The 13365-nt window shown below is 73.5% G+C and carries 16 protein-coding genes; 9 read left to right on the plus strand and 7 right to left on the minus strand.

Going from position 1 to position 13365, the window contains the following annotated elements; genetic code table 11:
• Window positions 1-74: 74 nt before the first annotated feature.
• Both ACFYUS_RS02410 and ACFYUS_RS02415 read right to left on the minus strand, forming a co-directional pair.
• Window positions 75-932: a tetratricopeptide repeat protein gene (locus tag ACFYUS_RS02410; protein WP_388844711.1), complete on the minus strand. Its 858-nt coding sequence runs from the start codon at window positions 930-932 to the stop codon at window positions 75-77.
• A complete protein-coding gene (locus ACFYUS_RS02415; RefSeq protein ID WP_388844713.1) occupies window positions 917-1981 on the minus strand; it encodes a GNAT family N-acetyltransferase in 1065 nt (354 codons plus the stop codon). The genes ACFYUS_RS02410 and ACFYUS_RS02415 overlap by 16 nt, the downstream gene beginning before the upstream one ends.
• A gap of 112 nt (window positions 1982-2093) precedes the next feature.
• Between ACFYUS_RS02415 and fdxA the strand changes: the two genes are divergently transcribed.
• The gene (gene fdxA / locus ACFYUS_RS02420; protein ID WP_015035968.1) at window positions 2094-2414 is read left to right on the plus strand and encodes a ferredoxin; all 321 of its coding nucleotides are present in this window, start codon (window positions 2094-2096) and stop codon (window positions 2412-2414) included.
• Between the two features lie 82 nt (window positions 2415-2496).
• Window positions 2497-3594: a bifunctional succinyldiaminopimelate transaminase/glutamate-prephenate aminotransferase gene (locus ACFYUS_RS02425; RefSeq protein ID WP_388844716.1), complete on the plus strand. Its 1098-nt coding sequence runs from the start codon at window positions 2497-2499 to the stop codon at window positions 3592-3594.
• Between the two features lie 106 nt (window positions 3595-3700).
• Here ACFYUS_RS02425 and ACFYUS_RS02430 read toward each other — a convergent pair whose 3' ends face one another.
• Window positions 3701-4162 (minus strand): ATP-binding protein, encoded by a 462-nt coding sequence (locus tag ACFYUS_RS02430; protein WP_388844718.1) that lies wholly within the window; start codon window positions 4160-4162, stop codon window positions 3701-3703.
• A gap of 313 nt (window positions 4163-4475) precedes the next feature.
• Window positions 4476-5447, minus strand: a complete 972-nt coding sequence (locus ACFYUS_RS02435; protein ID WP_388844719.1) for a hypothetical protein — start codon at window positions 5445-5447, stop codon at window positions 4476-4478.
• 29 nt (window positions 5448-5476) lie between these two features.
• Between ACFYUS_RS02435 and dapE the strand changes: the two genes are divergently transcribed.
• Complete coding sequence (dapE, locus tag ACFYUS_RS02440) at window positions 5477-6580, plus strand: succinyl-diaminopimelate desuccinylase (protein WP_388844721.1); 1104 nt, start codon at window positions 5477-5479, stop codon at window positions 6578-6580.
• Window positions 6581-6655: 75 nt separating this feature from the next.
• Window positions 6656-7405, plus strand: a complete 750-nt coding sequence (locus ACFYUS_RS02445) for a TIGR00730 family Rossman fold protein (protein ID WP_388844722.1) — start codon at window positions 6656-6658, stop codon at window positions 7403-7405.
• Window positions 7406-7532: 127 nt separating this feature from the next.
• On the opposite strand, the gene folP is transcribed toward ACFYUS_RS02445, so the two are convergent.
• Window positions 7533-8393 carry a dihydropteroate synthase gene (gene folP / locus ACFYUS_RS02450; RefSeq protein ID WP_388844723.1) on the minus strand — a complete coding sequence of 287 codons (861 nt, stop codon included), beginning with the start codon at window positions 8391-8393 and terminating at the stop codon, window positions 7533-7535.
• A 102-nt stretch (window positions 8394-8495) separates the two neighbouring features.
• Between folP and ACFYUS_RS02455 the strand changes: the two genes are divergently transcribed.
• The gene (locus ACFYUS_RS02455) at window positions 8496-8828 is read left to right on the plus strand and encodes a hypothetical protein (protein ID WP_388844725.1); all 333 of its coding nucleotides are present in this window, start codon (window positions 8496-8498) and stop codon (window positions 8826-8828) included.
• Complete coding sequence (locus ACFYUS_RS02460) at window positions 8825-9412, plus strand: DNA-3-methyladenine glycosylase I (RefSeq protein WP_388844727.1); 588 nt, start codon at window positions 8825-8827, stop codon at window positions 9410-9412. The genes ACFYUS_RS02455 and ACFYUS_RS02460 overlap by 4 nt, the downstream gene beginning before the upstream one ends.
• A gap of 28 nt (window positions 9413-9440) precedes the next feature.
• Here the strand turns inward: ACFYUS_RS02460 and ACFYUS_RS02465 are convergent, their stop codons facing one another.
• Window positions 9441-10244 carry an enoyl-CoA hydratase/isomerase family protein gene (locus tag ACFYUS_RS02465; protein WP_388844729.1) on the minus strand — a complete coding sequence of 268 codons (804 nt, stop codon included), beginning with the start codon at window positions 10242-10244 and terminating at the stop codon, window positions 9441-9443.
• Between the two features lie 311 nt (window positions 10245-10555).
• On the opposite strand from ACFYUS_RS02465, the gene ACFYUS_RS02470 reads away from it, so the two are divergent.
• On the plus strand, window positions 10556-10723 hold the full coding sequence (locus tag ACFYUS_RS02470) for a DUF3117 domain-containing protein (protein ID WP_009997451.1): 168 nt from the start codon (window positions 10556-10558) through the stop codon (window positions 10721-10723).
• Between the two features lie 126 nt (window positions 10724-10849).
• On the opposite strand, the gene ACFYUS_RS02475 is transcribed toward ACFYUS_RS02470, so the two are convergent.
• Complete coding sequence (locus ACFYUS_RS02475) at window positions 10850-11515, minus strand: O-methyltransferase (RefSeq protein ID WP_388844731.1); 666 nt, start codon at window positions 11513-11515, stop codon at window positions 10850-10852.
• A 142-nt stretch (window positions 11516-11657) separates the two neighbouring features.
• On the opposite strand from ACFYUS_RS02475, the gene sigE reads away from it, so the two are divergent.
• Both sigE and ACFYUS_RS02485 read left to right on the plus strand, forming a co-directional pair.
• On the plus strand, window positions 11658-12416 hold the full coding sequence (gene sigE, locus ACFYUS_RS02480) for an RNA polymerase sigma factor SigE (protein ID WP_121833368.1): 759 nt from the start codon (window positions 11658-11660) through the stop codon (window positions 12414-12416).
• On the plus strand, window positions 12413-13345 hold the full coding sequence (locus ACFYUS_RS02485; protein ID WP_388844733.1) for an anti-sigma factor family protein: 933 nt from the start codon (window positions 12413-12415) through the stop codon (window positions 13343-13345). Before sigE ends, ACFYUS_RS02485 begins: the two co-directional genes overlap by 4 nt.
• Window positions 13346-13365 lie beyond the last annotated feature (20 nt).

Below are 13365 nucleotides of genomic sequence, written 5' to 3' on the forward strand. Positions count from 1 at the left end.
CGTCCCCTTCCCCCGTGAACGCGGAAGGGATACTAGTGGGTACGCGGCGTGCGCAACGCGGGAGCGGGGCCCGGCTAGTTGAGCAGCGCCCTCGCCGCTTGCGCCCGCCGCCGGATCGTCGTCGCCGACTCCGGGTCCACCGCGTCCATGACCTGCGCGTACGCCTCCATCTCGACCGCGCCCGTCAGGAACTCCCCGCGCTGGACGAGCAGCTCGGCCCGCTCGTAGCGGAGCCTCGCCGGGTGGGAGGGGAGCAGCAGGGCGAGCTCCACCGCCCACAGGGCCACGTCGGAGCGCTCGGGGCGGGAGGCCGCCCAGGCGCGGATGTTGTTGAGGATCCGCAGGACGATCGCGCCCGGCTCGGCCGGCCGGAGCATCGAGCGGTCGAGCGCCTCGCCCGTCGCGCTCGCCACCAGGAGCTCGGCGTCCGTGCCCGTCATGGCCCGTCCGCCGGCGAACGGGTCGGCGAGGTCCAGATCGGCCGGGTCGCCGAAGCCGACGACGAAGTGGCCGGGCAGCCCGAGCCCGTACACGGGGGCGCCGGCCCGGCGGGCGACCTCCATCCAGACGACGGAGAGCAGGATGGGCAGGCCCCGGCGGCGCCGGAGCACCTCGTGCAGGAGCGAGGACTCCAGGCGCTGGTAGTCGGCGGGCACGCCCTCGAAGCCCTCGTGGCGGCCGAGGAGCGCGGCGAGCTCGCCGGCCCAGTCGCCGGTGATCCGGGTGGCGTACGGGACGAGCCCGGCGAGGCGGTCGAGTTCGATCTCGGCCTCGTCGAGGTCGCGCCGGGTGACGGCGGGGTCGGCGACCGCGCCGATCAGCAGGCAGAGCCGGGCGAGGTCGGGCTGCTCGGTCCGGGCCTCCTCGGCGAACTCCCGCCGCCAGTCGTCCCCGTCCCGTGGTGGTACGTCCTCCGTCACGCCTCCGCCCATCGGTAGTGGTGGTAGTGGTGGTGGGGCGCGAAGCCCATGCCGTCGTACAGCGCCCGCGCGCCGTCGTTGTCCGTCTCCACCTGGAGCCAGGCCGCCGACGCGCCCTCGTCGAGCGCCTGCCGGGCGAGCGCCGTCATGACGGACGTCGCCAGGCCCCGGCGCCGCTGCCCGGGGTCCACCTCGACCGCCATGAAGCCGGCCCAGCGGCCGTCGACCACACAGCGTCCGATCGCCGCCGGTACCCCTCCCGTGCCCGCGACGGACGCGAACCACACACTCGGGCCGGAGGCGAGGACGGACCGGACGGCCGGGCTCGCCTCCTCGTCGCCGGAGAAGCGCTGGTAGCGGCGCAGCCAGGCCTCGTCGGCCGTCCGGGAGAGGCGTACGGCGGAGACGTCGGCGTCCAGGTCGCCGATCGGGGCGAGGGCCGCGATCCGCAGCTCGGCGGAGACCTCGCGCCGCCAGCCGTGCCGGTCGAGGGCGGCGCACAGCAGCTCCTGGGTGCCCTCGGCGCCGGTGGCGGTCTGGACGTACGCGGGGAGCCCCCGGGCCGCGTACCACGCGCGCACGTGCGTCAGGGCCTCGGCGACGGGCATCCCCGGATCACCGAGCGGCAGGACGGAGTTGGCGCGCCGGGTGAAGCCCACCCGTCGCCCGACCACCGCCCCTCCAGGGCGCCCTTCGGGCGGCACCTCGTAGAACGCGGCCCGCAGCGTCCACTCGCCGAGGGCCTCGCTCTCCACCGGCTGCCACGCGCGCGCGGTGGCGCGGGCGAGCTCCGGGAAGGTGGCCGAGGGGCCGCGACGGCGGGCCGGGGCGGCCGGGACGACCTTCCCCGCGGCGAGCGCGGATTCCGCGATCCGGACGCTCTCGCCGCTCTTTCGTGTGATCAGCAGCACACCGGCATCCCATGATGTGAGAACTCCGACCGCGTCGGAGAACTTCTCGCCCGGTTCCGCCGAGTCCGTCACGTACCGAACGGAGACACGTTTTCCCACGTCAGCGCTGGTAATTCGCACCTCAAGGCGCCCTCCGCCGATGATTTCCACAGCTTCTCCGCCCCTCCTGTTCGGATCGCCCCCAAGAACGGAGATACTAGGTGCGGGCATCGACGACGCCGCGCTCCCGCGCAGACCAGCCCTATCGAGGAGGAACGACAGCGTGACCTACGTCATCGCGCAGCCTTGTGTCGACGTCAAGGACAAGGCGTGCATCGAGGAGTGCCCCGTCGACTGCATCTACGAGGGCAAGCGGTCCTTGTACATCCACCCGGACGAATGCGTCGACTGTGGGGCCTGTGAGCCGGTCTGCCCGGTCGAGGCGATCTTCTACGAGGACGACACCCCGGAGGAGTGGAAGGACTACTACAAGGCGAACGTCGAGTTCTTCGACGAGCTCGGTTCGCCCGGTGGTGCCTCCAAGCTCGGCGAGATCGAGCGCGACCACCCCTTCATCGCCGCCCTGCCGCCGCAGAACGGCTGATTCATCCGCCCTCGGTCCCGTACGGCCCCGCCGCTGTACGGGACCGAAGCGTTTCCGTACGTACGAGGAAGTGAGCCAACCCGTGAGCGCAGTCTCTTCGCGCCTGCCCGTCTTCCCCTGGGACAAGCTGGAGCCGTACAAGAAGACGGCCGTGGCGCACCCGGACGGGATCGTGGACCTCTCCGTCGGCACGCCCGTGGACCCGGTCCCCGCGCTGATCCAGGAGGCCCTGGTCGCGGCCGCGGACTCGCCGGGCTATCCCACGGTGTGGGGGACGGAGGAGCTGCGGGACGCGCTCACCGGCTGGTGCGAGCGGCGCCTGGGCGCGGTGGACTTCGCCCATGAGAACGTGCTGCCGGTGGTCGGCTCCAAGGAGCTGGTGGCCTGGCTGCCGACGCAGCTGGGGCTCGGCGCGGGCGACGCGGTCGCCTACCCGCGGCTCGCGTACCCGACGTACGAGGTCGGGGCGCGGCTCTGCGGCGCGACGCCCGTCGTCTACGACGACCCGGTGGCCGACCTGGACCCGGCCGCGGTCAAGCTGCTGTGGCTCAACTCCCCGTCCAACCCGACCGGCAAGGTCCTCGCCAAGGACGAGCTGACCCGGATCGTGGCCTGGGCGCGCGAGCACGGCATCCTCGTCTTCTCCGACGAGTGCTACCTGGAGCTGGGCTGGGAGGCCGACCCGGTCTCCGTCCTGCACCCGGACGTCTGCGGCGGCTCGTACGAGGGGATCGTCGCGGTCCACTCGCTGTCCAAGCGCTCCAACCTGGCGGGCTACCGGGCCGCGTTCATCGCGGGCGACGCGGCCGTCCTGGGCGAGCTGCTCCAGATCCGCAAGCACGGCGGCATGATGACCGCGGCCCCGGTGCAGGCGGCGACGGTCGCGGCGCTCGGCGACGACGCGCACGTGGCCGAGCAGCGGGAGCGGTACGCGGCCCGCCGGGCGGCGCTGCGGGCGGCCCTGGAGGCGCACGGCTTCCGGATCGAGCACAGCGAGGCCAGCCTGTACCTGTGGGCGACCCGGGACGAGCCGTGCTGGGACACCGTGGCGTACCTGGCGGAGAAGGGCATCCTGGTGGCGCCCGGCGACTTCTACGGCGAGGCCGGGGACCGGTTCGTGCGCGTCGCGTTCACGGCGACGGACGAGCGGGTCGAGGCCGCGGTCAAGCGCCTGGGCTGACGCGCGAGCCGGTCGGGGCGGCGGTCGCGCGCCCGGGCTGACGCGCGTACGCCGGAGGGCCCGGGGAGCAGGTGCTCCCCGGGCCCTCCGTGCGTCGTGGTGCGGGTCAGCCGCCGAGGGGCAGGCCGCCCAGGGTCTGGCCGGTCGGCAGGCCGCCCAGGCCGCCGCCCAGGGCGCCGCCGGTGGGGGCCTCGGCGCTCTCGGCGGCGGCGCCGGCGGTCTGGCCGAGGACCTCGCCCGTGCTGCCGGCCGTCTTGCCGACGACCTGCTGCGCGGCGGGGGTGGCGGTCTTGCCGGCCGTGCCGACGGTCTTGCCGGCGGCCGGGACGGCGGTGCCGACGGCCTTGCTGCCGGTCTCGCCGACCACACCGGTCGCGGTCTGCGAGGCGCTGTCGACGGCGCTCCCCGCGCCGGCGGCGTCCAGGGCGGTCACGCCGCCGAGGGCGCCGGTCGGCGCGAGGCCCTGGTCGAGGGCGCTCGCGGAGCCGGCCGCACCGACCACGGGGGCTGCTCCGGCCGCGAGCAGGAGGGCGGCGCGGGCGATCCGACGGGTCAGGGGGAGGGACATGGTGCTCCTTCGACGAAGAGGACGATTACGCGGTGACAACCGGCCCTGGGGCGGGGGAGGTTGCGGCGACCGAAGGCAAAGAGTTGGCAATGCGTCGTATTGTCGGGTGGGGAGGAAAACGGACGAACGTGTCATTGCGTGGAGCCCTGCCGAACCGTCACTTCCCTTGTGGCGCAAGGGAAGCGAGGGGCAGAAGCGCCGTACGGGGAACGCAGCCCGCACGCCTCTCGAATTCCTTCCGGCCGGGACCGGCCTCGTGCCACGTCCGAGTGAAGGACCGTACGGGTGCCCGGCCCTCCCGAAGCCCCGAAAGCTACGGGGCGAGCCGCATCCGGACGGAATCCCCGCCCCCGGCAACGCCCCCGGTCGTGCCCCCGGCAGCCGCGCCCGAGGACGTCGACCAGCCACCGTCGGCCTCGCCCGCGCGCCACACCCGGTCCCCGAACGAGACCTCCGTGATCCGCAGCGTGTCCGCCCGCGCCACCGCCCACTGCGCCAGCTCCCAGCCGCGCCGCTCGTCCGAACCGGCCCCCGGCGCGCTCCCCGCGCCCGTCGCCGCCCGCACCGGCACCACGAGCACCGGCGGCTCGGCGGCCGAACGGCCCGCGCTCGGACCGCCCGTCACCGCCGTCGGCGCCGCCTTCTCGCCGAAGGCCCGCACCAGCTCCTCGCGCACCTGCGCCGGATCGCCCGGCCGGCCCTTCGCCACGGCCGTCGTACAGGTCAGCGCCGCCGGCGACCGGCCCGTCAGCGCCGCCGACAGCAGCGTGGCGTCCGGCTCGTGCTTCGCGTACGCCTGCGGGAAACCGCTCCGCTGCACCTTCTGCGCCGCCACCGTCAGCGGCATCCGCGAATACCCCGGGACCTTCTCCAGGCCCTCGTAGAACTTCCCCGCCGCGTACACCGGGTCCATGATCTGCTCCGGCGTCCCCCAGCCCTGCGAGGGCCGCTGCTGGAACAGCCCCAGCGAGTCCCGGTCGCCGTGCTCGATGTTCCGCAGCGCCGACTCCTGGAGCGCGGTCGCGAGCGCGATCGTCACGGCCCGCTCCGGCAGCCCCCGGGTGGTGCCCACCGCCGAGATCGTCGCCGCGTTGGACGCCTGCTCCGGAGTGAACTCGTAGCGGTTGTCCCCGCTGCCCACACTGCATCTGGGCGCACCCGTGCTCCCCGTCATCTGGTGGACGGCGACGTACGCGACGAGGCCGGCGAGCACGGCGAAGGCGGCCGCGGAACGGGCGAGGCGGCCGCGACGGCGGGGGCGGGTGGGCTCGGACACGGGGCCCACCGTACTGGAGGCCGAGTTAGGGTCGGCACATGGCAGACATCACCCCGCTCGACGGCCCCGTCGACCTCTCCCTGGACGGGGCCGCGCTCACCGCCGCCCTCGTCGACTTCCGCTCCGTCAGTGGGACCGAGCAGCCGCTCGCCGACGCCATCGAGGCGGCCCTGCGCGCCCTGCCGCACCTCACCGTCGACCGCCTCGGCAACAACATCGTCGCCCGGACGAACCTCGGCCGCGCCGAGCGGATCGTCCTCGCCGGCCACATCGACACCGTGCCGATCGCCGACAACGTGCCCTCGCGGCTCGACGAGGACGGCATCCTCTGGGGCTGCGGCACCTCCGACATGAAGTCCGGCGTCGCCGTCCAGCTCCGCATCGCCGCCACCGTCCCCGAGCCCAACCGCGACCTCACCTTCGTCTTCTACGACAACGAGGAGGTCGCCGCCCACCTCAACGGCCTCGGCAAGATCGCCGACGCCCGCCCGGAGTGGCTCGCGGGCGACTTCGCCGTCCTCCTGGAGCCCTCCGACGGCCAGGTCGAGGGCGGTTGCCAGGGCACCCTGCGCGTCATCCTGCACACCGCCGGCGAGCGCGCCCACTCCGCGCGCGCGTGGATGGGCTCCAACGCCATCCACACCGCCGCCCCGATCCTCGACCGCCTCGCCGCCTACGAGCCGCGCAAGCCGGTCATCGACGGCCTCCAGTACCACGAGGGCCTCAACGCCGTACGGATCGAGGGCGGCGTCGCCACCAACGTCATCCCCGACGCCTGCGCCGTCACCGTCAACTACCGGTACGCCCCCGACCGCTCCCCGGCCGAGGCCCTGGCGTACGTCCGCGAGTTCTTCGAGGGCATCGACATCGCCGAGTTCGTCGTCGACGACGAGAGCCCCGGCGCCCTGCCCGGCCTCTCCCACCCCGCGGCCGAGGCCTTCATGAAGGCCGTCGGCGGCAGCGCGCAGCCCAAGTTCGGCTGGACCGACGTCGCCCGCTTCAGCGCCCTCGGCGTGCCCGCCGTGAACTACGGCCCCGGTGACGCCCTGTACGCGCACAAGCGCGACGAGCACATCCACGTCGACAAGATCCACCACTGCGAGGCACGGCTCCGCGACTGGCTGACCGCCCGTCTCCCGTAATTTCGGATTTCGTCACCTCCGTGGTCCTACGCTGAACCCACCAGAAGATCGTCGGTTCGACGGAGGGAGCAGGCCATGGGTGTCCCCGAAGGGGAGACGAAGCCGGAGGAGCAGCGGCTGGGGCCGGTGCTCAGGCGCAGGGACCAGGTCCAGCCGGGCACCACGGACCAGCGGCTGCTCGACACCGAGGGCGACTCGGAGTGGGTGCACACCGACCCCTGGCGGGTCATGCGCATCCAGTCCGAGTTCGTCGAGGGCTTCGGCGCCCTCGCCGAACTGCCGAGCGCGATCAGCGTCTTCGGCTCGGCCCGCACGAAGCCGGACTCGCCGGAGTACGAGGCGGGCGTACGGATCGGCCGGGCGCTCGTCGAGGCCGGTTTCGCGGTCATCACGGGCGGCGGCCCGGGCGCCATGGAGGCGGCCAACAAGGGGGCCAGGGAGGCCAAGGGCGTCTCGGTGGGCCTCGGCATCGAGCTCCCCTTCGAGCAGGGGCTCAACCCGCACGTCGACATCGGCGTGAACTTCCGCTACTTCTTCGTCCGCAAGACGATGTTCGTGAAGTACGCGCAGGGCTTCGTCGTCCTCCCCGGCGGCCTCGGCACCCTCGACGAGCTCTTCGAGGCGCTCACCCTGGTCCAGACCCGCAAGGTCACCCGCTTCCCGATCGTGCTCTTCGGCACCGCGTACTGGAAGGGCCTCGTCGACTGGCTCCGCGACTCGGTCGTCGCCGGCGGCAAGGCGAGCGAACGCGACCTGCTCCTCTTCCACGTCACGGACGACGTGGAGGAGGCGGTGGCCTTGGTGACGAAGGAGGTCGGGCGGTAGGCATGTCCGGCCCGTCCGGCGTCTGAGGGGCGGAGCCCCCACGCGGCGGAGCCGCAAATGTCGCAGTCGGCAAGGGAAGGGGCGGGGCGGGGAACAGCCCGCCCCGCCCCTTCCCGCACCCGCCCGGCTACGCCAGCCCGCGCCGGGCGACCGCCGGAGGACGGTGCCCCGCGATGGACGCCACCATGTCCAGGACCTGACGGGTCTCGGCGACCTCGTGCACCCGGTACACCTGCGCCCCCAGCCACGCCGACACCGCCGTCGTGGCCAGGGTCCCGAGGACCCGCTCCTTGACCGGCCGGTCGAGCGTCTCGCCCACGAAGTCCTTGTTGGACAGGGACACCAGCACCGGCCACCCCGTGGACGCCATCTCCCCGAGCCGCCGCGTCGCCTCCAGGCTGTGCCGCGTGTTCTTCCCGAAGTCGTGACCGGGGTCGATCATGATCCCGTCCCGCCGCACGCCGAGCGAGACCGCCCGCTCCGCGAGCCCCACCGTGACCCGCAGGATGTCGGCCATCACGTCCTCGTACTCCACCCGGTGCGGCCGCGTCCGCGGCTCCGCGCCGCCGGCGTGCGTGCAGACGAGCCCCGCGCCGTACTTCGCGGCGACCTCCGCGAGCCGCGGGTCGACCCCGCCCCACGCGTCGTTCAGGACGTCCGCCCCGGCCTCGCAGACCGCCTCGCCGACGTCCGCCCGCCAGGTGTCGACGCTGATCACCACGTCGGGGTGGCGCCTGCGGACCTCGGCGACGAAGCCGACCGTGCGCCGCGCCTCCTCCTCGGCCGTCACCTCCTCGCCGGGGCCCGCCTTCACCCCGCCGATGTCGATGATCGCGGCCCCCTCCGCCACGGCCTGCTCGACCCGGGCGAGCGCCGGCTCGTCGCGGAAGGTCGCGCCCTGGTCGTAGAAGGAGTCCGGGGTCCGGTTCACGATCGCCATGATCACCGGCTCGTGCGGCCCGAATTCACGCCGTCCCAAGCGCAGCATCCCTTTTGTCCTCCCTCGCGTCCGTTCGCCTGCGACCCTAACCGTCAGTGGCGCATGGCACGATCGGCACGGGACGTTTTCCACTCCGGGGAGAGGCGCGCAGTGTTCTGGTTTCTGCTCATCACGATGGTCGTGGTCGTGGCCGCGGTGACCCTCGCCGTGGTCGGCGGCGGCGACAGCGAGGTGCTGCCCGAGGTGGCGCCCGAGCAGCTCGTCGACCCGCTTCCGGCCGCCCGTCCGGTGGACCGCGCCGACGTCGAGGCGCTCCGCCTCCCCGTCACCGCCCGCGGCTACCGGATGGCCGACGTGGACGACGTCCTCGTACGGCTCGGCGCCGAGCTCGCGGAGCGCGACGCCCGCATCGCCGAGCTGGAGGAGGCGCTCGCGGGCGCGGACCCCCGCGGCGACGCCGGCACGGAGGGCGGCGAGAAGTGACGGGCGAGGCGATCCCCGGCCCCGACGGGCGGCTGCGCTGCCCCTGGGGCCTGTCGACCGAGGACTACGTCGCGTACCACGACGAGGAGTGGGGCCGCCCGGTCCACGGCGACGACGCGCTGTTCGAGCGGCTCTGCCTGGAGGCCTTCCAGTCGGGCCTGTCGTGGATCACGATCCTGCGCCGCCGGGAGGGCTTCCGGAAGGCGTTCTCCGGCTTCCGGATCGCCGACGTGGCCCGCTTCACCGAGGCGGACCGCGAGCGGCTCCTCGCCGACGAGGGCATCATCCGCAACCGCGCCAAGGTCGACGCGACCATGGCCAACGCGAAACTGCTCGCCGAGTGGTCCCCAGGCGAGCTCGACGCCCTGATCTGGTCCCACGCCCCCGACCCGGCGACCCGCCCCGCCCCGCCGCGCACGATCGCCGACGTCCCGGCGGTCACCGACGAGTCGACGGCCCTCTCCAAGGCCCTCAAGAAGCGCGGCCTCCGCTTCATCGGCCCCACCACGGCCTACGCCCTGATGCAGGCCTGCGGCCTGGTCGACGACCACCTGGCGGGCTGCGTGGCCCGGGGCGGGCGGTAGCGGACCGCGCACCCCGGGCGGACGGGCCTCAGCGGCCCAGGTACCGCGGCTTCTCCTTGGCGATGAAGGCGCGGACCGCGATCGTGTGGTCCTCCGAGGAGCCCGCGAGGGTCTGGAGCTCCTCCTCCTTGCCGAGGGCCTCGGTGAGGGAGTGGTCGGCGCCGTAGGCGAGGGACTCCTTCAGGGCCGCGTACGCCACGGTCGGGCCCGCCGCGAGGGTGCGGGCCACCTTCTCCGCCTCGGCGGCCAGGTCGGCGGCCGGGACCAGGCGGTTCACGATGCCGAGCTCGTACGCCTCCTGGGCGCCGATCGAGCGCGGGAAGAGCAGCAGGTCGGAGGCCCGGCTCGCGCCGATGAGGCGCGGCAGCGTCCACGACACGCCCGAGTCGGCGGTGAGCGCGACGCCCGCGAAGGCGGTGTTGAAGGAGGCCGTGTCCGCGACCACCCGGTAGTCCGCGGCGAGCGCGAAGCCGAAACCGGCCCCGGCGGCGACGCCGTTCACCCCCGCGACGACCGGCTTGCGCATGCCGGTCAGGGCGCGCACGATCGGGTTGTAGTGGTCACGGACCGTGTTCATGGTCTCGCTCGTGCCGGACTCCTGGTCCGCCGCGAGCAGCCCGATGTGCTCCTTCAGGTCCTGGCCCACACAGAACGCCCGGTCGCCGGCCGCCGTCAGCAGCACCGCCCGGACGGCGGGGTCGGCCGCGGCCGTCTCCACGGCCTCCCGGAGGGCGACCTTCGTCGCGATGTTCATCGCGTTCATCGCCTCGGGCCGGTTGAGCGTGATGGTGGCGAGCCCGTCGCTCACCTCGTACAGCACCGTGTCGGCCATCGGGATCCCTTCGCCTCATTGCGTGGTTGACCTGCCCAGCATGGCGGAGATCACCCGTGTCGCCCATGTGAGCTGCGTCAAAGACGGGAAGGAGCTCGTCCGAGGTCGAGCGGCGAAGTATCGCAGGCCGATCGCCGAAATGTGGGGTTTTGCGGGAGCGCGTTGCGCAAGCGATGCCGATCGATGTTGGTCATCGGGTCCTGCCATGCGGGATAATGACCTGGAAGCAATGTGTTCGAAGCCGGTGACGCGTGCTCCGCCTATGGAGCTGCCCGGCTGACGATGAGCTGGTTTCAGGAAGGGGAACAAGCATGGCGGCCATGAAGCCGCGGACGGGTGACGGCCCGCTCGAGGTGACCAAGGAGGGGCGGGGCATCGTCATGCGCGTTCCGCTCGAAGGCGGCGGTCGGCTTGTCGTCGAGCTGACCCCGGACGAGGCCGAGGCACTGGGCGACGCCCTCAAGAAGGTCGTCGGCTGACCCTCTTCTCCACGATTTCTCATCCCTGCCCCGGTACGGTCCGCCGTCCCGGGGCAGCGGTGTCTCCGGGGCCCGTGCGCCCGGGCCCGGGCAGTGGCCGAAGGGCCCCGCGCGCCCGAGGGGCGGTCAGCCGCGCCGTACCGCGCAGAGCAGACCGTCGCCCACCGGCAGCAGCGACGGGAGGAGCTCCTGGCTCTCCCGCACCGCGCGCAGCAGCTCGCGGACCCGCTGGACCTCCGGCGGCTGGGCCCCCGCGTCGACCGTGCGGCCGTCCGCGAAGACCCCCTCGAAGCAGACGAGACCCCCAGGTCGCAGCAGGCGCAACGATTCAGCGAGGTAGTCCAGGTACTCGAGCCGGTCGCCGTCGCAGAACACCAGGTCGTACCCGCCGTCCGCGAGCCGCGGCAGCACGTCCAGGGCGCGGCCGGGGATGAAACGGGCCCGGTTGCCGGCGAAGCCCGCCGCCCGGAACGCCGTCTTCGCGAGCTGCTGCCGCTCCGGCTGGAGGTCCACCGTCGTCAGGACGCCGTCGGGCCGCATCCCGAGCAGCAGATAGATCCCCGACACGCCCGTGCCGGTGCCGATCTCCGCCACCGCCTTGGCGTCCGCCGTCGCGGCGAGCAGGCGCAGCGCCCCGCCGGTGCCCGGCGACACCGAGGGCAGCCCTGCCTCCCGGGCCCGCTCCCGGGCCCAGCGCAGAGCTTCGTCCTCGGCGACGTAGGCGTCGGCGAACGACCAGCCCGTCTGCCGGTTGGCGGTAATGGCCCTCTCCTGTCCCCGTAGTTGACGCAACGGTGACTGTATCCGCTGTCAGCGGGAACCCGCAGATGGGACCGGGCGTTCACCAGGGGAAGGACGCGGCAGGAGGCAGCCGGGCGAGCCGGTTCCAAATTCGCGTAAAGATTCTTATCCGGAGCTAACGGGCGAGGTGGCTATGGTAGGGGCTCCACTGGACACCACCAGAGCCGACAGGGGAGGTGCGGCTGCGCCTGTGGATCGGGGAGGAGTGCTTCGGCGTCTTCTCAGGTCGGCGGGTGAGCCGAAATCCGTGACCGACACAGCTGACCGTTTCCGCACCGCCGACTCCGCTCCCACCACCGCGACCTTCGCATCGGATGCGGAATCGCAGGCGTGGACCCCTCCCACCTGGGAGGAGATCGTCAGCACGCACAGCGGCCGGGTCTACCGCCTGGCCTACCGCCTGACGGGCAACCAGCACGACGCCGAGGACCTGACGCAGGAGGTCTTCGTCCGCGTCTTCCGCTCGCTGTCGACGTACACCCCGGGCACCTTCGAGGGCTGGCTGCACCGCATCACCACCAACCTCTTCCTCGACATGGTCCGCCGCAAGCAGCGCATCCGCTTCGACGCGCTCGCCGACGACGCGGCCGAGCGCCTCCCGAGCCGCGAGCCCTCGCCGCAGCAGGCATTCAACGACACGCACTTCGACGCCGACGTGCAGCAGGCCCTCGACACCCTCGCGCCCGAGTTCCGCGCCGCGGTCGTCCTCTGCGACATCGAGGGACTCTCGTACGAGGAGATCGCCGCGACCCTCGGCGTGAAGCTCGGCACCGTCCGCAGCCGCATCCACCGCGGTCGCTCCCACCTGCGCAAGGCCCTCAAGCACCGCTCGCCCGAGGCCCGGGCGGAGCGTGCCCTGGCTTCCGTCGGATGGGAGGCAGGGACAGCGTGAGCGGCACACGTCCCACGTCACCGACCCCCGCGGAGCACCACCTCGGGGACCGGCTGGCCGCACTCGTCGACGGCGAACTCGGCCACGACGCCCGCGAGCGGGTCCTCGCCCACCTCGCGACCTGCGCCCGCTGCAAGGCCGAGGCCGACGCCCAGCGCACGCTGAAGAGCGTCTTCGCCTCGACGGCTCCGCCACCGCCCTCCGAGGGCTTCCTCGCCCGGCTCCAGGGTCTCCCCGGGGGCCCCGGCGAGCCGGGGGGACCCGGCGGGCCGCGCGGCCCCCTCGAAGAGCTCCTCGGCGCGGGCGGAGTGAAGTCCGACGGCTTCGCCACCGCCGCCGTCGTCACCCCGCACCCCGGCACCCCCGAGGCCGGTTTCCGCATCCACGAGGTCGGCTACCGCCGCTCCGGGTTCCCCGGGCGCGGCCGGCGCTTCGCCTTCGCGGCGGCCGGCGCCGTCTCGTTCGCGGCGATCGCCCTCGGCGGCACCCTGCCCCTCGAATCCTCGGTGACCGCGAGCGCGCGCGGCGGCCAGGGCACCGGCAGCGCCATCACCCCGCTGCGCACCACCGCGACCGGCGCCGGCACGGGCACGACGTTCGGGCGCGGCACGCGCTCCGGCGAGCGCTCGGGCGCCCAGTCCGTCGACGAGGCCGAGCCGCTCGCCGCGGTCACCCCGGCCACCGTCCCGCAGGGACCCGTCGCGGCCACGGCCCGGGGCACGGCCCCGTCGGGCGCGGTCCCGCCGGACGCGGTGCGCTCCGCCGCCTCGCCGCTGGTGGCCGTACGGCTCCGGGACCCGGCCCCGCAGTCGCTCCTGGCCCTCTCGCCGTTCATACGTCCGACGGCTCCGGCGCTCCAGTTGGCCTTCGCCCCCGGGCCCGGCCCGATGGCGAGCCCGACGACCGCGCCGCTCGGCTCCCACCGCTGACCCGCGACCTGGTTGAATCC

Source organism: Streptomyces sp. NPDC004284 (genome assembly GCF_042874035.1).
GTDB lineage: Bacteria > Actinomycetota > Actinomycetes > Streptomycetales > Streptomycetaceae > Streptomyces.

Bases quoted from the DNA above. Each gene is read 5' to 3' on its own strand.
- ACFYUS_RS02410 (WP_388844711.1), bottom strand. From the start codon at position 932: ATGGGCGGAGGCGTGACGGAGGACGTACCACCACGGGACGGGGACGAC.
- ACFYUS_RS02430 (WP_388844718.1), bottom strand. From the start codon at position 4,162: ATGTCCCTCCCCCTGACCCGTCGGATCGCCCGCGCCGCCCTCCTGCTC.
- dapE (WP_388844721.1), top strand. From the start codon at position 5,477: ATGGCAGACATCACCCCGCTCGACGGCCCCGTCGACCTCTCCCTGGAC.
- ACFYUS_RS02445 (WP_388844722.1), top strand. From the start codon at position 6,656: ATGGGTGTCCCCGAAGGGGAGACGAAGCCGGAGGAGCAGCGGCTGGGG.
- folP (WP_388844723.1), bottom strand. From the start codon at position 8,393: ATGCTGCGCTTGGGACGGCGTGAATTCGGGCCGCACGAGCCGGTGATC.
- ACFYUS_RS02465 (WP_388844729.1), bottom strand. From the start codon at position 10,244: ATGGCCGACACGGTGCTGTACGAGGTGAGCGACGGGCTCGCCACCATC.
- ACFYUS_RS02470 (WP_009997451.1), top strand. From the start codon at position 10,556: ATGGCGGCCATGAAGCCGCGGACGGGTGACGGCCCGCTCGAGGTGACC.
- sigE (WP_121833368.1), top strand. From the start codon at position 11,658: ATGGTAGGGGCTCCACTGGACACCACCAGAGCCGACAGGGGAGGTGCG.